Annotated in this window: 9 protein-coding genes; all 9 read right to left on the reverse strand. The window is 51.1% G+C overall.

All coding sequences use genetic code 11. The features are described from left to right. Window positions 1-15: 15 nt before the first annotated feature. The gene (locus tag ICL55_RS17970) at window positions 16-1,020 is read right to left on the reverse strand and encodes a PorP/SprF family type IX secretion system membrane protein (protein ID WP_188099747.1); all 1,005 of its coding nucleotides are present in this window, start codon (window positions 1,018-1,020) and stop codon (window positions 16-18) included. Window positions 1,021-1,052: 32 nt separating this feature from the next. Further along, the gene (locus ICL55_RS17975; RefSeq protein ID WP_188099749.1) at window positions 1,053-5,183 is read right to left on the reverse strand and encodes a PKD domain-containing protein; all 4,131 of its coding nucleotides are present in this window, start codon (window positions 5,181-5,183) and stop codon (window positions 1,053-1,055) included. 27 nt (window positions 5,184-5,210) lie between these two features. After that, the gene (locus tag ICL55_RS17980) at window positions 5,211-5,552 is read right to left on the reverse strand and encodes a T9SS type A sorting domain-containing protein (RefSeq protein WP_188099751.1); all 342 of its coding nucleotides are present in this window, start codon (window positions 5,550-5,552) and stop codon (window positions 5,211-5,213) included. A gap of 20 nt (window positions 5,553-5,572) precedes the next feature. Further along, window positions 5,573-14,512 carry an Ig-like domain-containing protein gene (locus ICL55_RS17985; protein WP_188099753.1) on the reverse strand — a complete coding sequence of 2,980 codons (8,940 nt, stop codon included), beginning with the start codon at window positions 14,510-14,512 and terminating at the stop codon, window positions 5,573-5,575. A 45-nt stretch (window positions 14,513-14,557) separates the two neighbouring features. Continuing rightward, window positions 14,558-15,853 carry a DUF4302 domain-containing protein gene (locus ICL55_RS17990; protein ID WP_188099755.1) on the reverse strand — a complete coding sequence of 432 codons (1,296 nt, stop codon included), beginning with the start codon at window positions 15,851-15,853 and terminating at the stop codon, window positions 14,558-14,560. 12 nt (window positions 15,854-15,865) lie between these two features. Further along, window positions 15,866-16,765, reverse strand: coding sequence for a zinc-binding metallopeptidase (locus ICL55_RS17995; protein WP_188099757.1), 900 nt, complete (start codon window positions 16,763-16,765; stop codon window positions 15,866-15,868). A 26-nt stretch (window positions 16,766-16,791) separates the two neighbouring features. Next, window positions 16,792-18,279, reverse strand: coding sequence for a RagB/SusD family nutrient uptake outer membrane protein (locus ICL55_RS18000; protein ID WP_188099759.1), 1,488 nt, complete (start codon window positions 18,277-18,279; stop codon window positions 16,792-16,794). A gap of 10 nt (window positions 18,280-18,289) precedes the next feature. Then, window positions 18,290-21,934, reverse strand: a complete 3,645-nt coding sequence (locus tag ICL55_RS18005; protein WP_188099760.1) for a SusC/RagA family TonB-linked outer membrane protein — start codon at window positions 21,932-21,934, stop codon at window positions 18,290-18,292. A gap of 411 nt (window positions 21,935-22,345) precedes the next feature. Next, the gene (locus ICL55_RS18010; RefSeq protein WP_188099762.1) at window positions 22,346-23,344 is read right to left on the reverse strand and encodes a FecR domain-containing protein; all 999 of its coding nucleotides are present in this window, start codon (window positions 23,342-23,344) and stop codon (window positions 22,346-22,348) included. Window positions 23,345-23,388 lie beyond the last annotated feature (44 nt).

Raw genomic sequence — 23,388 nt, forward strand, 5'->3', positions numbered from 1 at the left:
ACATGTAGAGATGAATTACAAACGAGGGCACACAAATTCCACTTCCGGTGTCTTCACCTTCCTCCGTCCGATAAATGTGAGTGATACTTCAAAGCTGTTCGAACCGCGGGCCATCTTGCTCAGGTCAGATGTGTTGATATCGTAGCTCACGCCCAGCATCATGGTTTTGTAAATAAAACCAGCGTGGGTAGTGAAGGCATCTTTGTAACGGTAGTTCAGCCCAAGAAGAAAATCTGTTTCAGGGGCGGCTTTCAGCTGCCCATAGGCGCCGATCATCTTTTCCTGCGCCGGTCCCTGCGCCATAAACAGGAAGTTGGGCGTAATACTCAGTATGTCCGACAACGTTAGTTTCACACCGCCATGTACGTTAAAGCGCATCGGGAAACGTGCATCGCCCTTAGCAGCAAACTGGTCCTGCGGACGGGTGAGATGCATCACGGAGAAGCCGCCATAGATATTGAACTTCTTGCCCGGTGTAGCATCGTAGTAGAGGGCGCCGGCGCCGGCATCAAAAGAAAGCGAAGAAGTCCTGGTCAGTATGTCCGTTACCGGGTTACCCGGATTATAACCCGTCACCGGGTTCCATTGCTCACCGAAGGTGAGCTTGGAAGGATCAAAGCGGCGTTGGATAAATCCCAGTTGCAGGCCAAAATTGAGCTGATGATAATGGGCTGCGTCCAGCTTCACGCCGGTATAAGCGGCGCTCACATAACCGGTGGTATAGTTATAGCCACCGTCACCGGCTGCCTGATTCAGGACGCTGGCCCCGAAATTGATATTTTTGGCGGTCGGCACTTCCGCCGTGATACCGTATGTTTTAAAAGGGCTGATATTTCCCCACTGGGTGCGATATATCGCGGCGATGCGATAGTCTCCGTCGAAAGCGCCGGTGAGGGCGGGATTAAGCCACGACGGGTAAGTATAGTACTGCGAGAAATGCGGGTCAGCCTGGGCCATCACCTTTGAGCAGGCGAAGAAGGCTGTCACTGACATGAGCCATGTTGCAATTTTAGTTCTCATTTTGTGTCCGTGTTTTATGTGAATAATGTTCGTTATCTGATGATGGCCACATACCCTGACAGCGGCGCAAATCCGTTACGCAGGGTGATGACATAGTAGTAAGTACCTACCGGCAGCGGATTACCTTTAAAGCTGCCATCCCAGGGCTGTGCATAACCGCTCGACTCGTATACCCGCTGACCATAGCGATTAAATACTTCCACTTTACTATCGGGATAATCACTCAGGTTATGGATCACCCATTTATCGTTGATATTATCGCCATTGGGAGAGAAAGCATTGGGCGGCACCACTGGTTTCAGCACTTTAACAGACAGTTGATCGGTAGCGGTACAGTTGTGTTTGCCGATCGCCGTCAGCGTATAAATCTGATCGTGCAGTGCCGGGATAGAAGGCGACAGCAACGTCGGATTCGGGAAGTCGGCCGCTGGCTCCCAACGGAACTTCAGGTTCACGGAATCATTGGCCGTAGGCCTGAAAGTGATCACTGTTCCCTGCGGCACAACAAACGACTGGCCTGCATCGATAACAGGTTGCAGGTACACCACCACTTTGCTGCTGAAAGGTGCTGACGTACATCCCGCGGCATTGGTCACTTTCAGCTGTACGCCGTATTCGCCGGGCGAGGTATATTTCTTCACCGGGTTCTGTGCGGTGGAGGTAGAACCATCGCCAAACTCCCATGACCAGGTGGTGATATTGCTTTTAGCATCCGTGCTCTGGTCTGTGAATGTGTTGTCCGTTCCCTGACACAGCGTGTCCGGAGAAACTTTAAAGGATGCCACCGGTTGACCAAAGAACGCTTCTATCCGTTTGGTGGCCTGCGCATTACAACCGAAGGCGGAAGTAGCGGAGAGCACCACGTCGAAAGGACCGTAAGCGGTGTAGTTATGCAGCGGGTCTTTTAAGGCGGAGGTAGCGCTGCCGTCACCGAAGTTCCACTGCCAGGTGAGCACTGAGTTGTCTTTGATCGTTGTGAGGTTGGTGAACTTCGCGCTACCTTCCGGCATACACACGGAAGCGGGCAACTGGAAATTCACTTCCGGCAGCGGATGCACAGCTACGGGCATGGCAGCGGTATCGCTGATACAGTTTTGATCACTGACAGCTACCAGCTTCACGGTATAGCTCCCATCGGCAGTATAGAGGATATTAAACGGACTGTTGTTGGTAGCTTGTGTTTGCTGGCCTTTGCCATCATCCCATTTCCAGGTGTTGATAACGCCGCCACTGATGGTGGACTGGTCGGTGATGACGGCAGGCTGGCCGAGGCAGACGTTGGCCGTAGCGGTAAAGACAGCCGTAGGTTTGGGATATACGACGATGTCTGTAGCCACAGAGTCCGAGCAACCGGTGCTGGCGTCAAATACATACCACACCTTGTGAGTGCCCGCACCGGCCACGGAAGGCGTAAAGTTACCGGAGGAGTCGGTGGCCGGGCCTTTATAGTAGCCTTTGCCGGTCACGCCGTTCTGTACGGTGGCATTAGCCACTTTGATAGTTCCCTTCACGTTCACGCATACACCGGTCACCGGTGCATACGCCAGTTGAGGCTTCAGTTTGAAGCTGGCGGTAACGGTGGTATCTTTCGTACAGCCTTTATCGGTAGTTACCTGATATTTGATGGTATAGGTGCCAAACTTCGTATAGGCATGTGTAGGTGATGCCAACAGCGAAGTATTTGGATTAGTGGGCGTAGCGTTCGCGTCACCGAAATCCCAGCTGTGCCCGGCGAGGGTCTGCGCGTCGGGCACAGTGGCGGTGCTGTTAAACTGCACGATACCATCTACCGGCAAACAGTTGCCGGGGAAAGTGAAGGCAGCATGCGGCTTCGCGTATACAGTAATGGTTTGGGTGGCAGTATCACTGATACACAGGTCGCTCACTTTCACCACATGTTTAACGGTATAAGTTTTAAAACCCTGATAGGTCATGGACTCCGACCCATTGGTGGTAGCTTTCTTCACAGAGTCGTTACCAAAATCCCAGTACCACTCTTTTAACGGAGCTGTTCCACCATAGGTAGAATTGTCGGTCAACTTCACAGGAGCGCCTTCACACAAAGCTGGTACGTCACTGGTAAAATTAGCTACCGGCTTGGCCGCCGCAGTCACCTGGAAGGCGGTATCGCCCACGCAGCCATCAGTAGAAATTACTGTCAGCTTCACATTGGCTTGTCCTGGCTGGAACGCATGATGTACTTCTATGCCGCTGTCCAGCGCCGGACCGGGGAATTCCCACTTCCAGCGGTCTATCTTATAATCGGGCTGATTGTTTTCTCCTTTGAAGATGGCGCTGTCCAGTGTACAGCCACTGTAGGTATAACTGGATATCGCGCGGGGCTTGGTTTTCACTGAAATCGTATACCCTACTTTTTCCGTATTGGTACAATTCTCAATAGACGGGTGGGTAGACATCACCGTGATATCGAATTCTCCGGTGTTGGTGAATTTATATGAACCCGGCAAGGTATACTTATAGTAGGTGATACCGTTGATCACCACGGTAGCCACAGGCACCGGTGCATTCACCGTGACGTCAGCGTTGGGTGTAATGGCCGCGCCCAGCAGGCTCAGTTTCCACACCATTTTGGTGGGCTTATAAGCCATGAGGATAGACAGCTCTACCGGTGTTTGTGTACAGGTAAAATCATTCTTGGTTTTGGAAGTATCAAGTTCGTTGTGAATAGAACCCACTGCGTTGAGGTTATTGATCAGCGTACCGGCGTTGTAGCCATAACTTTCCACGCTGCCCAGTCCATAGGTAGTAGCGGTAAAGGCCGAGTCGCTGGTCACGATACATTGTGCCTGCGCGGCATTCCAGCGTTTCACCACCACGGTATAACCCGGCATATTGGGATGCGGATAGGTGGTATTGAACGTCTGACTGCCGTCGATAAACAGGGAGCCCAGACCGCCGGTAGGGATGATCAGCGTCAGGTAGTTGACGGTGATAAACTCGCGGTTATTACGATAGAAACCTGTTCTTTTCACCGCCTGTTCAATCGGGCTGAGATAAACCATCTCCGGATCACCCAGCGGATCAGTGTTGCCGCAGGAGCCGGACGACGGCATGTATTGGGCTACCAGTACAGGTTTGTCGGCTTCAATATAATCCGCCGTTTTGCTGTTAAATGCATAGTAAGAACCCGCAATCAATCCGCCCGGTATAGGACTCCCATTCAGTTTTACATTGGTCGTCGGGTCTTTCACCACTACTTTATACATCGAGGTCTGATTGGAAGTAGGGGTGGCCGAATGCGAGTAAGGCGCCGTCAGGTAACGTTTCCCCCATGCCTGGAAAGGGAACACCTGTTGAATATTATTATCACCGCTGCCACCGCTATTGGTACATGATTGGGACGTACGGCTGCTACCGGAAAATACCGCTACGGGGTAACATTCTCCCGCGGAGTTACCGATAGACTTCACCGTGGTGCCCGTTAATTCACGGCCTTGCGAGCCACCGAGGGAGGCACCTACCAACTGGTAGATATCACCGCGGTTAAGCGTCACGGTGAATGGAACGCCCGGAGCACGGCCATTACGGGTCAGCACCGAGGGTTTGATTTCCACTACGGTATTGTTCTGGTTGGCGACCACAAACATCCAGGAAAAACAATCGGAGGCGTAGTCCTGCTGGCTATTCACAGAAATATAGGAATAGCCCCATGTTTCTTCCGGCATCAGCATAGTAGCGCCGGAAGAGGCACTGCCGAAAATATGCGCATAGGCTACAATCGGCACATTACTGTGAACATGAATCGATTTGTTGGTAAAGGTGCCTTCACCGCCCGTACCACCGAAAGATGGCGGTGGTGAATACAAGCGGGCATCGTTGGCGCCTGTTTTAGGTATCAGGTCGGTAGCAATCACCGTGTTGGCAGGGATGTTATAAGTCCGTGTCCAGGCGGTACCGGTGATGTTCACAGTTACCGTCGCGGGTTGTTCGGCGCTCAGGTACAGGATCATCTCCTGTGTATTGCCCCCACCTGGCTCCATGAACTGGTGATGTCCGTAGCCAACCCAGAAGTCTTTCCCTTTATTGGAAAGATTCTGGGCGTGCGAACTAAAGGCTACGAACTGCAACACTAACACAGATATGGTTATGAGACATCGCTGTAGCCGTTGGCTGGCAGGATGATGAGTGATTTTGGTTAACATCTTGTACAATTTTTCATCTTGAAATGATTATTGTTTGATGATCATCTTTGACGTTCTTGTCCCATCTTCAAATAAGGCCCGTAACATATAAGGCCCTTGCGCCAGTCCGGAAACCTGCACCATATGGTCTTTTCCAGGTGTGGCGATCCTCTTCACCTGCCTGCCGTCCACCCCGTAAATGACCAGCTCACGCAGGTCTTTCACTGATTTCACGTGCACAGCTACCGAGGCCGGATTAGGATAAGCAGTGATAGACCGGGCGCTGTTAATCAGGCTGTCTATTCCCTGCCGACAGCTGTGGGCTGCTGCATGGGTTATTCCCCCATGCAGCAACGCAGCTGTAATTATGAAAGCAAGCAAGTACTTCATCTTCTTTCACTTTTTTTTGATTATCGGATCAGGTTGATCACACCTTTTTTCTCTACACTTGAACCGTCTTTCAGTACCAGGTGACATACATAGATGTACACACCGGAAGGCATGGCTTTGCCTTTGTAAGCACCGTCCCATCCTATATCCTGACTGTTGGACTCAAACACTTTTTCACCCCACTGATCAAATATGGCGATGTGTATTTTGTTGATGATATAACCATACACTTTCAGCACATCGTTCTTACCATCGTTGTTCGGTGTGAACGTGTTAGGGATGTAGATACCATCCGGCAGGGTTTTGCCTTCGGCCGGATCAGATATTTTGTCTTCGCAACCTCTCACTTTCACAAGGAGTTTCACGCTCTGGGAAGGTTGCAAACCAGTGATCAAATGTTCCAGCCCTTCTCTTCCGGATGATGGCAATGTCCAGGTAAGACCACCATCGATAGATACTTCATAGCCGGTAGCATTCGGTACTTTATCCCATCTGAAGCGAATCAGGTTTACGCCGACGGTATCTACTCTCACCACAGGTGCTGTCAGTAAGGGCAGCACGTGCACTACTGCTTTGGCGCGGGTAGCACCCGGACAGCCATGGTTGATGGCTTCGAGGTAGTAGGTACCGCTGACAGTCACGCCGGTGATCGTGTATACGTTGCCGGTAAAGAGCAGGTTACCACCTGTTGCCGCATCGTACCAGTTGTACAGCACGCCTGCTTCCGGATCTTTCACGGCCAGCGATACATCACTGCCGGTGCACACGGTCATGGAGTCTTTCACGATGGCAGCAACGCCTGGTGTATATACTTCCACTTCTTTCGTGGTATCACCGATACATCCTTCTGCCGCTACGATGCTGAGTTTCACTTTGTGGATACCCGGATATTTGAATTGTTTGGTAGTGTCTTTCCGGTAGCCATAAGTGGTGTCACCGAAATTCCAGTTCCAGCTGCTGATACCCACATTGTTGCTGGTAGTAGCGTTACCGGTGAACTGTGCCACATCGCCCACACAACCGGAGTATGCACTGGTGAAGTCCACCACCGGCGCGGGTATTACTTTCATGGTGAGGATAGCCTCAAAGCTGTTGTTACAGCTTTCGATATCCGGATGAGAGATCAGAATGGGTATGTTATAAGTACCCGGTGCAGAGAACACATATTCATCCGGCAGTACAAAACGATAGTAAGTACGATCGTTGGCTATCAGTGAATCTTTAGGCACCGGATTGTTCTGTACCACGTCTACAGCAGGCGTCAGGTTCTTCACGCTGCTCAGTTTCCAGGTGAGCGTGGTGGGTTTCACCGGTATCAGCATAGAGAAGCGGAACGGTGTTTTCGCACAGGTATACGTGTTGTTGCTGCCGCTGGACGGGTTCAGCACGTTGCTGAAGGCCGGCAGGATATTGAGGTTCTTCACCAATGTTCCGGCGTTGTAACCATAGCTTTCCACACTGCCTAAACCGTAAGTAATAGCGGTGAAGGCTGAGTCAGCAACAACATTACATTGTGCTGCGGCGGCATCCCACCTTTTCACCACTACCGTATAGCCGGGATGGTTAGGATGCGCATAAGTGTGGTCAAACAGGTTGCTGCCATCGATCTGTAAAGAACTCAATCCGCCTGTTGGTATAATGAGGGTAAGATAGTTGGTGTTGATAGCCTCAACGGTATTGCGGTACAAACCGACTTGTTTGATACCTTGTTCCAGCGGGCTGAGGTAGATCATTTCCGGATCACCATCACCAAAGGTGTTATCACAGGATCCGCTGGATGACATGTATTGGGCAACCATCACCGGCTGATTAGCTTCGATATAATCGGCAGTATTGCTTTCATATTGATAGAAGCGGTTGTTGATCAGGCCGGTCAATGCTACACCGTTACGTTTCACGATGGTAGCCTGGTCTTTTACCAGTACGCGATAGATGTTGGTCATAAAGCTGGCGGCATCATCATCGATGGAAGTAGGTGCCGTCAGGTATTTTTTACCCCATGCCTGTGACGGGAAGCTTTGCTGGATGAGGTTATCACCGGAAGATCCCGTGCTGTTACCACATCCGATGCCGGTACGGCTACTGCCGGAGAAGAAGGCCACCGGGAAACATTTACCGTCGCTGTTCACGATGGAGCGTACATGGGAGCCGGATACGTCATATCCTTCAGAACCCGCCATCAATGCACCTAATACCTGATACACCTCTCCTTTGTTCAGTGTCACGGTAAACGTCTGGTTGGCAGGTCTGCCGGCCAGTGTAGGCACGCTGGGCGTAATTTCCACTGTGGTATTGTCGTAGTCCGCCACCACATAGAACCAGGAATAAGTATCGGTACCATAATTCTGTCTGGAGTTCAGCGAGTAGTAATCGTAACCATACGTACCTACGGGCAACAGCATAGTGGCGCCGGAAGAGGCACTGCCATAGATGTGTGCGTAGGCAACGATGGGCACATCACTTTCGATGCTGATACCTCTGTCGGACCAGCCTTCTTCCAACAGACGGGCGTCGTTCATACCGCCTTTAGGCAGCGTTTCCGTCGTGATGGTTTTATTGGCCGGGATGTGGTACGTACGTACCCAGGAGGTACCATTTACGCGGACCGTTACATTGGAAGAGTCTTTCGCGTTCAGGTACAGCACCATTTCCTGACTGTTATCGCCGGTGAAGAACTGGTGATGGCCATAGCCTACCCAGAAGCGGGTACCTCTGTTGGAGCTATCTGCCGGTTGCAGCTGCTGCGGTGAGTTGGTACCGCCATTCAGGCCGGTGAATTTGTCGAAATAATGCAGGGTGCTGTCAACGATCACGTTGGCGACATCATCTACTTTACTCAGCGAATCGGTCTTCCACTTATCCGTGCTGTCGGTCATCGCCAGCCGGATGTCTTTCTGGCGTTTGATATAACCCTGCCATGGGTCGAGGTAGAACTGCTGGATATTGAAGTCGTACACGCCGCTGGCCGGTGTAACGTCCACGTCTGTATAGAAATACATGAAGTCCGTTCCCGGTGCGATATTCGGCGGTTTCACGCCGGAATAGCGACGCACGGTCATATTAGACGGCAGTGTGGCATTGTTCCAGGTGATCTTCGTCACGGTATCGGTACCAAACATAAATGTCTGGGTAACACCTGCTGCCGGAGCTGCCGGGAAGGCTGGTAATGCCGGCGGCACGGAGGTAGGCAGGAATTCATACGCACCCATATCAGGCACGCCTTCCTGTAATGTCACCGGCCTGGGGTTACCGTCGATGTCTGTATTGTTGCCAGGCACCTGCACACCACGGCCATGGATAGCCCATACTTCCGGATCGGTCAGTACCGGATGCAGGTCATTGGTACCTGTGAAGGCCGGTTTGTAAACGATGGAGTTGGCATCCAGTCCGCTACCGGTGCGATAGGCGGCCAGTGTAGCGTAAGACGCTACCGGTGTGTTCTGCCTTACCAATACAGCACCGGTAGTATACAATGTATTGTAATCGCTGTTCAGGAAGTTCGGATTAGCGACATACATGGTACGGCCGGCGTCGGAAGAGAAGATATTATTTCTCACTTTCACCGGAGAAGCAGAGGACGACGTATGCGAGAAGTAAGCCGCATAGTTGTTGTTAGTGCTGGTGGAAGTGTTCAGGATACTATTATTAAGATAATTGAGGTTCTTGCCATACTCACTGTAAAGACCATACGAATTGGTAGCAGTCGTATGAATGCTGATCACGTTGTTACTTACAGTAGTAGTGTTGGAAGATGTCATGGTGATACCTCTCAGCTCACCGGTGTTGGCTGTGCGGGCAAATATTTCGTTGCCGGTCACCAGGCCAGGGGCAGCTGCTCCCGGATCGCAATAACTGAGGTAGATCGCATATCCTTTGGACGCAGTACTGTTGATATTGATTTTATTTCTGGCGATGGTAATCGCGGTGTCACAATCACCTGCATAGATGCCATAGGCGGTAGAGGCGAGAGCGCCATTCAGCGTGATGATATTTTTACGCGCCGTCAGCCTGTTGACATACGATGCATAAACACCATAGTTATAAGAACGGTTGATGGTGTTGCTGTCGATAGTCACACCCGGAGACATTAATTCGCCATAGCTGTTAACCCAATACACGCCATTACCACCTTCGGTGATGGTATTGCCGGTGATCACGTTACCCAGGCCAATACAGTTATTGGCGTATACGCCGGCGCTGTTGGTGCCGGTGGAGGTAGATACAGGCAGCGTGATGGCACACAGCGACAGACTGTCGAAGGATGCTTTCTTCGCAAACTCTACTGCTCTGGTGTAAGTAGTGCCTGTTGGTTTAAAGGTAATTTTTTGCCAGGTCACATAATCTACGCTGTCAAGTTTCAACACGTAGTTCAGGGCCGCGGTACCGGCGTAAGTAATCGTTACGTCCGCCGCATTGCCGGAGGCGCTGCTGAAGGTCACCCTGTTCACGGCGGAAGCGCCGGGGACATGATGCATCGTCAGCTGCTCGGTATATGTGCCATTGGCAGCGAGGAACCATACCGGTCCTGCGATGCCGCATTCCAGTTTGGACACCACAGCGGAGAATGACTGGAAGTTGGTAGCGCTGGTAGGCTGTGCCGGGTTGATGGTGTAAGTACCTGCCAGCAATGGATCGTTGAGGTTGACCATTACCGGTGTGGAATACACGGTATCGCGGTTGCTACACACCACGGCGCAACGGAAGTATTTCTCCGTGCCGGCGATGGTGTTGTAAACACTCACGTATTGGGTATCGCTCACATATTTCCACGGACCGGCGGCAGTGGCGGATACCTGCCATTGGTAGGTCTGATGGCCACCTTTGCTGTTACCTGCGAGGTCCAGCTTAATGGCGGTGCCCATACAAATCGGCGTGATAGGATCTACCGTTGCATTGCCTGCAACCGGCGGAGAGGTACATTCAGGGATACTGATTTCAAAAGCACCCATGTCCGGAGTGGTAGTGCTACGGGTTGTACCCAGAATGTCGATGGTGACGCCGACCGGGCGACCGCTGTTATCCAGCGGAGAAATTACCGGTGCGAAATTACCCACAGACGGATCCGCAAATACCGGCTGAATAGCGAGGGAGTTGCTGTCCAGTTTGGCTCCGGCGCGCCAATCGGCCAGGGTTATGTAGTTGGTACCGTTATTACCGGTGTAGGCGGTATTACGGCTGCTCTTTACAAAGATGTCGTTGTAGTTGGATTTGAATTCCGCAGAAGAGGAGATATAAATACCTGTTCTGTTACCAGTACCTGCACGGCTGATATCGAGGATATTATCGAGGAATTCCACGCCGGCCACAGTGCTGGACTGATAGATACCAGTGGCTTCGGCGCTGCCGGTATTAACGGCATCGTTCAGTGCCACCGTATTGTGGTAATACAGCACAAAATCACTGCTGTAGTTATAGAAACCACGCTGCGTACCACTTCCACGGATATCATAGATCACGTTGTTGATCACTTTCGCCGGATTGGTGACGATAGCGTCAGCACTGCTGAACTCAATACCATAGAAGCTGTTGGTAGTGGTGGTAGCGGCGTTAAAGAGGCCATGGATACGGTTACCACTGATAATCGTACCATCACCTTTGCTGTTCACGCTGATGCCATAGTTGGAATAAGACACACTGCTGCGTCCTGTCCGGAAGATATCATTGTGGTCTACTACCGTATTTTCTGCGTTAGACAGATATACGCCATAGGAATAGAATTCACTGATCGCATTACTGTCGATACGGTTACCGGCAGGAGAACCAGGTGTCGTACCGTAAAGGACCACACCATAATATCCACCGTTGATATTATTACCACGCACCAGGTTGTTATCGCAGAGATTATTGGAACCGCTGCTGGTGCTGGCATCAGCGCCGTTGATGACAACGCCGGCCATACCGGAACTGGAGGAAGTATTGTCCGTAAGGATGCGGTTATGCGTGATCCTGTTATTGTCTGCGTTAGCGAGCAGATGTACGCCATAACCGTTGGTACCGCCGCGGGCATCTATCACGAGGCTGTCGAAAGTGACATAGTCAGCGCCGCGCAGTTTGATCACCGCTCTTTCGTTATCGTCGTTTGGCGCAAACTTGATCGTGTTGCCGTTACCGTTAAAGGTAATGGTATTGGTAGCAGACATGCCGCCGATGGAATCCAGTATCAGCTGTTCGGCGTAAGGACCGGAGCCGGATACCACGTTGAATATCACCGGACCGGCGATACCGCATTCCATGGCTGCTTTGGCGGCATTAAAGCTGACAAAGTTAGTCGCGCTGGCTGGCGCGCCTTTATTGATGGTATACGTACCTCCCGGGAAAGCGGGGTTTACGGTCAGCAATACCGGGTTACTGTAGGCGGTATTGCCGGTACAAGTCACCGCTACGCGGTAATACAGGGTAGCCGTTGCCGTTACAGTAGTATCCGGATTGGTCATCGGGTTGCCGATGTTGGTATATGGACCAGCGGCTGCCGTAGCGGTTTGCCATTGGTAGGTTTGTCCCAGGCCGATGCTGTTATTGATCAGGCTGAGGGCCACCTTACGGTTGATACATACCGGTGTGGTGCTCACGGTAGCGTCGCCGGGTGTGGGCGGTGTGGTACACGGACCAGGCGTAAACTCATACGCGCCGATGTCTGGTGTAGTGGTGCTACGGGTATTGCTGTTAATATCTACCAGGATGCCGGCAGGCAGGCCTTTGTTATCTATAGAAGCGCTGGTAGGCTGATAGTTGCCGGAGGCAACACCGGCAAACAGCGGGTTGGACGACAAAGAAGCGGTATCCTGCTGGGAGGCCGTCTGCCAGTCGAGCAGCGTGCTGCGATTGGCATTGTAATAACCGGTAAAGCTGGTACCGCCCTGTGCGGCCATATAGTACAGGTTATTATTGGCATGGATGGTACCGGTAGTGGTACCGAAATACACAGCAAATTTGCTGCCGCCGCCACCGCGCGTTACCGCGATGAGGTTGTTGATAAACTCAATACCGTCGGCTTTGGAGGTTTGATAGAAACCACGCGCCGTATACGTGGTGGCGCTGGTGGACGTTCCATCCAGCGCAACGGTATTGTGGAAGTACCACACGTTGTCTGAGCTGGAGTTATAAATACCGTAGGCATCGCCTTTACCGGTGAAGTTATAGATCAGGTTGTTGGACACCACGTTCTCCAGTTGAGACAACGCGTCTGTGCCGGAGAAATAGATCCCGTAACTGGCGCTCACGCTGGCAGGCGCACCACCAAAAGGATTGCTGATGCGGTTACGGGTGATATTGGCTTTGGTGTTCAGATTAGAGAAATTGATACCATAGAAGGTCGACACGTTAGCACGCGCCGGCCTGCTGATGATATTATTCTCTACTAACGTGTTAAATGATCCGCTGGCATTTACCCCGGAGTTGTAGAATTCAGTAATGGTATTGTTGATGATCTTATTGCTCATATTAGCCATGGTGCTGCTACCGGTGAGTACAACACCATAATAGCCACCCACAATTTTGTTGGAGGAGAAAGTGTTGTTATCACATTTGGCATCACCGGAGGTAGTGGGTGAAGAATACGAGCTGCTGATTACAATACCAGCATAGTTGGTGCTGCTGGTAGACGTAGAGTCTACCAGTATGGTGGAGTTACTGATAGTATTGAAGTCCGCATCGTTGGTCAGGAAAACGCCCCAGCCATAACCGGAAGAGCCGCTGCCCATCGCTTTGATCACCAGATTATTAAAGGTGAAATAGTCGGCATCATCCAGCTGAATAACACCTCTGTTGGCGGACGTAGCATTGAATCTCAGCGTATCACCGTTACCGTTAAAGGTAATGGTGTTGGTAGCAGAAGCGCCGGGCACGGGTTTCAGCAAGAGCTGTTCCGTATAGGGACCGCTGCCGGCCACCACGTTGAATACCACGGGGCCGTTGATGCCGCATTTGAGATAATTATAGGCGTCATTGAAAGAAGCGAAGTTGGTACCTGAAGTAGGCAGCGCCTTGTTGATGGTAAACGTACCAGACACCAGTGTAGGCGAAGAAACGCTGACGGCGGTGGAGGTAGCGCTCTGTGTGCTGGCAGTACAGGTAACAATACAGCGGTACCAGGTAGTAGCCGTCTGCGTGGTTGTCAGCATGCTTTTATCCGCACCGGTGATATTGGTCCAGGTAAGGTTATCGGCCGACTGCTGCCATTGGTAGGTCAGTCCGGAAGCTACGGTAGCGCCGGTGAGCCGGAGGTCGAAAGTACCGTTAAGACATACGCTGCTCATGCTGGACACCGCGGTGCCGGCGGTGGGAGTACCGGTGCAGGCAGTGGCGGGTATCCAGGAGAAGGTGATGTCCGGACGGGTGGTCATGGTGCCGGTATTATCGGTTTCGATGGTACCGCAGAGGTTATCTTCGTTGTCGCTGCGATAGGTATGTGAACCGTTAAACGCCAAACCGGTCGTATAGGGCACTTCCGGGTTGTGGGAATAGAACGTACCGGGATCGGTGACGAGTGCGCCGCTACATACTTCCACCACAATGTTGTCTGTTCCGTTCCAGAAAAAGTTACTGGTGAAAGGGAAGCTGTTGACACCACTGAGGATGGTATAGTCTGCCGGCGTACGTACAGAGACGGTACCAGGCACCCAGCTGGTTTCGCTGAGGGTGGTCACGGTAGTACCACCGATGCGGATACCATATTGTTCGATCACATCGGCATTGTTCAGGCTTTTAACAACGAACTTGATACCGCTGATAAATCCCGGGCCCATACCGGCAGCGGTAAGCTCTGCTGCGGTATACAGGTACTGTGCCCTGTTACCCTCGTAGTAGTCCTGTAATGGACAGGGATATCCGATATCACTGTTCCCCGTGGTACTGGTGCCGATGCTGATATCGGTCTGCGCCAGCAGACGGCTGCCCAGCATCAGCAGCATTCCAGCCACGAGGATGGTTTTGTGAATAAACGAAAGCGTATAATTTCTCATATAGAAAAAATATTTGCAGGTTTTCAGATGGGGTTAATCTTTTTATCAGAACACCCAGGTAATCCATGCTTTACCATCTTTGGCGCTCACCATGTCGTAAGTGGTGGCACTGGTCTGTACAAGGAAAAAACCTGTCTGATCTGCCATCAGGGACCGGGTACGCAGTAACGGCGTAGCGTCCGGAGGCAGATCCCCAAACAGCCTGTTGTCATGAAAGACAACCCGACCATCATTGGTGAAAGTGGGTGCGGTATGTATCACGCCATACATCAACGTCGGCTGGCCTTCTTCCGGTACGATAATGCCGAAGGCATCGATACCGGAGCCGGGACCGCCAGCCTCAGGCCAGAAAGTGGCTGCCATAAAATCGGGAAGGGTGCTCAGACCGTAAGCATCGTCTACCCCGTTGACATGAAAGCCTTCCTGCGCTACCCAGTAACGGCGTTGTGCCAACGCATACTGGTACCAGCGCTTAGGTGCGGCAATATCCATCGCCAGCGGCTTAACGGTTTCGGTTATACTGGCAGGCTGACCGTTGATCAGGCCTTTTACAGCGCCGTCTTCAAACTTGATATTGTCGAAGCTGCTGATGGTATTGGTACCATCTGAAAAGGCCGGTGACAGCGTAATGCCTTTAGACGTATAGTAGTAACCGGTAGTAGCGGTCTTCACCTGTCCGCCCGCCACCCAGGTAAAAGTGATACGGTGTGTCAGCGTGTTCACTTCTACATCGTAACGGGTAGTGCCGACAATGAGCTTATGGAAATAGGTCAGTATTTTCCGGACACTGTCGATGTTACGGTTGATATGTTGCTGATAATAATCAGCCTGCTCCTGTTGGGAGGCTTTTACCAATATGGCGCGGCTCCTGTTGAAACGGCCCGTCAGGACCATCGTATCGCCGGTCATGCCATTAATGGAGAACTCAAAGTCCGACCCCAGCCCTTTACCATAGTCGCCGCCATTCTGCCCTCCATCAGGATCGCAGAGCACATGCAGGTAAGAGTAGGTATCAAACAGCAGGCTGGGCTGCTGCAGCGCTTTCAGACGCCAGCTGCTTTCCCTCGGAGTAACAGTAGACGACTGCTCAAAGTCGCTGTACATCTGCACCCGGTTGGAATCATTGAACCGGAAATAAAAGCTGTACACCGATTTGGGAGAGCCTCCCGGATATACCATGGCTTTCCAACCGTAAGGCGCGTGGGTCAGTATCTGCTGATATTGTTGTAATGTATCGTTGAGTCGCTCATCGGGCGACTTGTCAAACATCGGGTCTGATTCTTTCTTACAGGAATAGACGCCTGCAAGGACCAGTAATAAATACAAAAGTTTCTTTCTCATACCCATAAACAGTTAATACAATAGCTTGTTGATTTCTCTTCTGGTGCGGGATTGCAGGCTATAAAAATCGATATGCCATACAGTCTGGAAATAGCTGACCACCATGGCTTCTTTTCTGCGGAGCCTTGCCTTCGCTTCAGCCTGTGGGGTGCCGTTAATACTGTATCCCGGAGGAATGCTGTTCACGATCTTGTCAAATCCGGTCCTGCCTTCTACCAGCATGGTGGATATCATCTCCACAAAATCATCGTCGTAACCAGACATGGCATAGGGTGTCACAAAACCGTCGCGGTAGGCGGATATATCATCGATATTATTCCAGTTGGCCGTATACAGACCGGCGCATATCCGTTTGAATTCCACCGGATACATCACGGTCTGGTGGAGGATATGGCCAAATTCATGTTCAATGACATGGAACATCTGTTTTACGTTGGCGGAGTCGCTGGGTTTATAATTGGGCATGTCGCGGGTCACGAAATCGTTGACCAGGTACAGCACTACTTTGCGGCCGCCTTCTGCGGTGCCGAGTGTGATGGTACCGTTCTCATTCCAGCTGGCGCTGCCACTGAGGATAAAGTACTTAGGGCAGTAGCGGCGGAAGAACAGGTCTCCGGCTTCCGCGATGTAAGTGCTCATCCATACTTTTTTAATGGCGCTCATCACCGGGATGACTTTCTCCTCACGGGGAGGCACCAACGTTTTATTCAGTTCAAATTCGAACTGGTCCCATTTGTATTTCACGGCTATGTTATAGGGCACGGTGAGCGTATCGAAGAGCCACCGGTCCAGCGGGCCTTTCACCCAGGTATCGCCTCCCAGTCCGGGAATGTCGTCTACCTTGCCCAGGTCATCCTTCTTGCTGCACGACATCAGCAACAGGAAGGATAAAGCGAGAAGAAAAAGTTTCATATGAAGCGATTTTGTTTGGTTGATAATTATCTCGGATTTAATGCGATGCCTGATGTAGTGGCGGATTGCGGGATCTGGAACACCCAGCGGTTATCGCCTGGTTTCAGCTCCAGAACATCTCCTTCACGGGTAGTATGCACTACCGTCATTTTATAGCGCTGCAGGTCGAACCAGCGCATGCCTTCCTGCAGGTATTCCGCGCGTTTGAAATCCAGGATGGTATGTATCAGGCCATCCTTTTCATTGCTGATACCGTAAAAATTTCTGATGGAGGTAGTCGTAATCGTGTGCGCAGACGGATCGTAGTTGCGGATACGTTTGCTGGCAAAGAGGTTGAGGTCTTTCAGGGCAGCGGCGGATTTGCCCAGCTGCGCATTGGCTTCGGCGCGATTGAACAATACCTCTTCGGTGGTGAACAACGGCACCATCACATAAGGCTGGCCGATCGTGGCGTTCACAGAAGATTTCACGAAATACTCCGTCAGCTTGGGCACAAAATAGTTCTGGGAACCATAATAGTATATTGGATAAGCCCAACGGCCACCGGTAACGTTATAGCCCAGGACCTGCAGCTGCCGGGCGTTATCCAGGTCATAGCGGTATTGTCCCACACTACGGCCATAGAGCGATTGTGTTTCTACCAGCAACAGGTTCGCATTCTCTTTGGCATTGGCATAGAGGTCGAAGATCTGTTCCGGTGAAAGGCTGCTGTAAGTAGTATTCCAGCCGCGCATGTTGCTGGCCACATCGTTATTGGCGAAAGCCTGGTCTGCGTATAATACTACCTTTGCATAGTCTTTTTTATAGAGATAAAAACGGGTGGCAAAAGCATAGGCGGCGCTGCGGTTGAAATGGTAACGGGGCACCTTATACGAATCATCGCTGATCAGTGGCAATCCTTCCAGCAGGTCTTTTTCCACCATATCATACACATAAGCGACTGTTTTACGATCGTATTGTTTGATCACCACCGTTTCAGGAACGGTCACATAAGGGATGCCCGGATCATTGGCAGCCGTTGCGGGATCATACATTCTGGAAAAAATATTCACCAGCATAAAGTGCGCGTAGGCACGGGCCACCAGTGCTTCTCCCCGCTGGGTGGCATATGCTTTCTTATCGGTGGCCTTATCGCAGGCTTCCAGCGCCTGATTGGCCGCGGCGATAGCCACGTAACAGGCTGTCCAGTAGGCTTCAGGAGAATCCTGTTCAATGGATTGTATGTCCCGGAAGAGGTATGCGTCCTGATTAGGGCGACTGATGACACCGGCGCCTTTGTCGGCCACATTATCGGTCATCGCTTCACACATCGTCACGTAGGAGGACTGTGGATAAGCGGTGCCCAGCAGCTTAGACACCTTGTCAGGTGTGCTCAGGTCGGTCCAGGTACTGTCCGGCACCTGCTCCAGGTATTTGCGACAGCTGCCCAGTGTGAGCAGGCCTATTGTCAGTGCGGCTGTCACAAAGGGTCTTATAAAACGTGTAGTCGAAACAGTTATATATCTCAGTTCCATAGGTCCATTTTTAAATACCAACTTTTATTGACAGGGTGAATTGCTTCTGAATAGGCTGCGCCACGCCACCGGAGTTGAAGAATTCCGGGTCCTGGCCATGCAGCTTCTTATCGGCATAGATGAGCCATGGGTTGATAGCGGCGCCGCTCACAGACATACTGTTGAAGCCTACACGCCGGATCAGGGAAACGGGCAGCTGATAGGTCAGTGACACGGTTTTCAACCGGATAAAATCACCCTTAGCCACCCGTTCAGTGGAATAGTTGTAGTTGTTATACGGATAGGCGCCACGGATCAGCGTCTGTTCATAGGCATCCAGAATGGAGGGCACACGGGTGGTATTTTCATCTCCCGGCATTACCCAACGGTCATAAAACTCTTTGGGCATCGCGTCCAGATCGGAATAAGCGGTTTTAAAAGCCGGATAGAGCCGGATTTTATTACCCCACTGATAGGTAAAGAAGACATTGAGTGAAAGGGCCTTATAACGGAAAGTATTGGAGAAACCGCCTGTTATCGGAGGATCTACGGCGCCTTCGTACACCAGCTGTGCTGTTTTGAGGTCCTGCAGGTTCACATCCGGGCTCACCACACCATCCTGATTTACGAAGGAGGGCATGCCTGTTTTCGGAGAAAGGCCTTTGTATTGTAAGGAAAACAGGCTATGCACCGGATATCCTTCTTTGTTGCCACCTTCTGCTACTACCAGATCAAAAATGGCCGGTATATTTTTGGCATTGGTGATCTTGTTGGTATTGTAACCGAAAGTGATGTTGGATTTCCAACCCCAGTCTTTTTTACGCACCACATCCCCTCCTATCAGCAGCTCCACTCCTTTGGATGTCATGTCAGCATAGTTGGCCGCTTTATACATTTCGCCACCTATGCCGGATGTTTTGATGATACTGATAAGGTCGAAGCTTTTACGTGTATAGAGATCGAGAGAAACGTTCAGCCTGTTGTTAAAGAATCCTGCATCCAGTCCAAGGTTAGTCGTGTAGAGCTTTTCCCAGGTGAGATCATCATTTTGCAGATGCGCGAGACTGATCACTGATTCCACTTCATTGAGGTGTGGCCTGCGGGTATTGATGGTCTGAAAAACGATATTGGAATTGGTGGCCGGGCCCATGCTGGCGGTGAGGCCGTAGCTGGCGCGCAGCGTGAGATAGTTGAGCCAGCCCACTTTCTGCAGGAAAGGTTCCTGTTCCATGTTCCATGAACCTGCTACGCTCCAGGTAGGCAGCCAGCGGGCTTTGCGGGACTGTCCCAGCCTGTTGGAGCCGTCATAACGACCGGTAGCGGTGAGGTTGTACTTGTTGTTGTAAGCATAGGTACCGGACGCATAAAAGGCCGCAAAGCGGTCATAGTCGCGGCCCATGCTGTAATATGGGAAGTTCGACTCAATGGTCTGCTTCAGGATACGGTAATCTACGAACGGCGTTCCGCCATTTTCATATTGGTAGCCGTAGCCGGTGTTGGAGGCGCTCTGGCGGTCTGCATATTTTACCTGCTGACCTACCAGCAGGTTGATATTATGCTTTTGTGCGAACGTGTCTGTATAGGTAAGGCCATTGCGGAAATCGAAGTTCATCAGCTGATCTTCCGTGCGATTATAGAAACCGCCGGCGGGCAGCACGATAACGGGCTGCGCATCCGGATCATCAGGATTACGGTAGAGGAACTTGTTGTTACGTGCGATGGTAGCGTTTCCGGCGGCGCGGTAGGCATTGGCCATGTTCGCGTTTTCCGTGATCTGATGTTCGCGGGAAGATTTCACATAACGGATAGCGCCGGTAAATTCGTAACGGATGTTACGGGTGAGGCGCCAGCCCAGGTCGCCCTGAAGGCGCAGGTCCATCATGTTCAGGTCGAGGGAGTTGTTGCGCAGCTCATTGATAATATTGAACGGTGCGAAATTTCTCCGGAAATATTCGAGGTTGCCGTTCTGGTCGTATGCAGTGAGGGTACGGCTGGTATTAAGCGAATAGCTGAACGGGTTGATGTCGAAGTCGCGGTCATACTGTCCTTCTACCGGATTGCTGCTACGGGTGAGTGCTCCCGGTGCTTTTTGCTGCCGCACCGATGCCAAAGCGGAGAAACCGGCGGTGAGCCGGTCAGAGAATTTATAGGTATTGCGGTAATTGAGGGTGTAGCGGTTCACTTTATCGGCCAGGGTCCAGCCGTTGTCACTGTAGAAACTGGTGGAGAAATAGGACTGCGATTTGTCGGTACCGGAGGAGATGCTCAGCGAGTGTTCCTGCACGAAGTTGTTGCGGAACAACAGGCCGAACCAATCGGTATTGGCATTGGCGTAGCGCAACAGGAAAGCTTTCATGGCCACGGGATCGTTCTGCACGGGGAAGTTGCCGTTGCCGTCTGCGTCCAGCGACTCATACAGTTTACCGAAAACGCCTATGTCACCACGGGAAAGGATATCCGAAGTAAGGATGCCTTTACGTTCCAACTCCGCCAGCACAGACATTTGCTGGCCGGAGTTCATGATGTTAAAATTATTGTAGGTCGGTTTCAGCTGTGTGCTGAAGTTGCCGCTGTAGGCGATAACGGGCTTGCCTGCACGACCTTTTTTAGTCGTGATCACCACTACGCCGTTCATGGCGCGGGCGCCATACAAGGCCGTAGCCGCCGCATCTTTGAGGATATCAAAACTTTCGATATCGTTGGCGTTGAGGCCGGCCACCGCTGAGCCCAGCAAGGTGGTAGGGTCGCCGCTGGACAACTGGTCGTTGGAGATATTCACCACATCTTCCAGTACCACACCATCTACCACCCAGAGAGGTTTGTTGTCGCCGTTGATAGAGGTAGCGCCGCGCACCCTTACTTTCGGTGCGGTGCCGAAAGTACCGGACACGTTCTGTATGGCCACACCGGCCACGCGGCCTTCCAGCATGCGGCTTACATCTGTGATACCATCCATTTTCACATCATCGGCTTTGAGGCGGGTAGCAGCACCGGAGAATTTACTCTTATCGATGCTCTGAAAGCCTGTCACCACGACTTCCTGCAGGCGTGTTGGTTTCTCTTTCATCACGATGGTGATGCTGCCGTTTTTAAATTCGCTGGAGTGTACTTCTTCCATTTTGTAGCCGGTGAAGTTGAACACCAGGATGGCGTCGCCGGGTACTCTATGGATTTCGAATTCACCTTTAGCGTTGGTAGTAGCGCCTCTGGAAGATCCTTTCACCAGTACGGTCACGCCTGGCAGCGGTTCTTTCTTTTCAGAGATCACGATGCCTTTCACATCGGTAAAGCGGGGCGTAACCTGACGTGGCGTGGTGGTTGTTGTGAGGGAAGTGAGTTTCTTTGAAGCATCGTGTTTGATGACGATACGGTCGTAGATCACGCTGTAGGACAGCGCGTAGGGCGTTAATATCTTATGCAGCAGATCGCCTACTTTTTCATTGCGGGCGGAGATGCTGATTTTGTTGGCATTCAGTACATCGTTGCCTACGTATACAAAAGATACTTCAGCGAGGTTGCTGATTTTCTCCAGTGCATCTTTTAGTATCACATCGTGCAGATGAAGCGTAATCTTTTTGTCGAGCGCATCCTGAAGATCCACGGCGCCCGCCTGTAGATGGAACAGCGACAGGAAGAGCGTCAGACAACAAATGTAGTATCGGGTTTTACTATGCATATTGAATTAATGTTTGTTTCATTCCGGGTAATAGGAATCCCTATCCGGCTTTGCTGGAAAGCCGGGCAATAGAGGGGCCTCTGCTGTGCAGTGTTATTTTTGAGTGTCTATGTGACAATTATTAGCCGGAGGAGAAAGAGACAGTATGATCCATAATCGCAATTTAGTTTGGTTGTGAAATGAAAAAATATCGGGAATGTATTGGCAATAGGGGCCCTGTTGAGAGAATACAGGCGTATTCAATCAATGGCAGATAACCAGGGATGAGAACCATTTCCAGGCTAAAAGTTACACAGGATAGCTTACCAGCAATACAACTTTTATTTCTCTACGTAAGTCAGGTCAATAGCTACAAAACAAGTTTTCCATCTTGCATTTGATTTTGGTTAACGGTATTTCTTTAATTGGTTATCAGTGGCAATTGCCATCAACTATAACATATCCGTTTCCGTTAGCATCCTTTTTAATTCTGGCGTTCAAGGTCACGGCGATGATTGTTAACGTCTTCTGCAGATCATCAGTGGTATTAAAGTCTCCAAAGAAGGTGCAGTGTTCCATTCTTTTATCGGCGCTGACCGGCACATCGTAAAAGCGTTGCAGGTCGTTGAGCACCACGGACAATGGTTGTCCTTTGTACGTAAATGTTCCGGTTTGTTTCTGCCGGAAAAAGCGGGCATCATCGGTAGCGTCTATCAGTTCCAGTCCTTTGGAAGCAGCGTGATAGACGGCACTCTTGTTGGCACTGAGCACCAATTGATGCTGCGGGTTGGTTTCACCGGTAAGGGTATTTACCTGTACGCTGCCGGATACAACTACTACTTTGGCGACACCGTTGTTACGGGCTTCCATATTGAAGGAAGTGCCCAGTACGGTGGTGTTGATGAGTGCAGAAGAAATCACAAACGGATGTTTGCTGTCCTGCTTCACGTCAAAGAAGGCTTCTCCGTTGAGTTGCAGCGTTCTGTTTTTTTTTCCAAAGTTCTCGGGATAGGTGATGCTGGAACTTTTTTCCAGGTATACCAAAGAGCCATCAGGCAATGTCACTGTTTTATTTTGCGTGCCACTGTTCATTACCAGTTGTTTCACTTGTTGCCGCACCAGCAAATACCAGGAGGTGCCTGCCAGCAGTATTACGGCGGCGGCGGCCGCTATTCTCCGTCCGTAGAGCGTGAATACGTTTGGCTGCGAAATACCGGCACGACGATGTATTTTTTTCAGTAGCTGTGCCGACAACCGTTCGTCCAGTAAATTTTTTATTTCAGGACCTTCTGCCTGAAAGTATTCTTTCGCTACCGCTTCCAGGTCAGACAGATCGTTTTCTTCCAGGTACTGTAGCATCCATTCCTGCTCTGTGGCAGACCAGTTATCCGTATGTAGCAGTTGTCTGAGGTATTCCTTTCTGTTGTGCACTATCGTGACGGTTTAATTTAAATACGCAGGTTGATAAAAAGTGG

Source organism: Chitinophaga varians (assembly GCF_014529945.1).
Classification (GTDB): Bacteria; Bacteroidota; Bacteroidia; order Chitinophagales; family Chitinophagaceae; genus Chitinophaga; species Chitinophaga varians.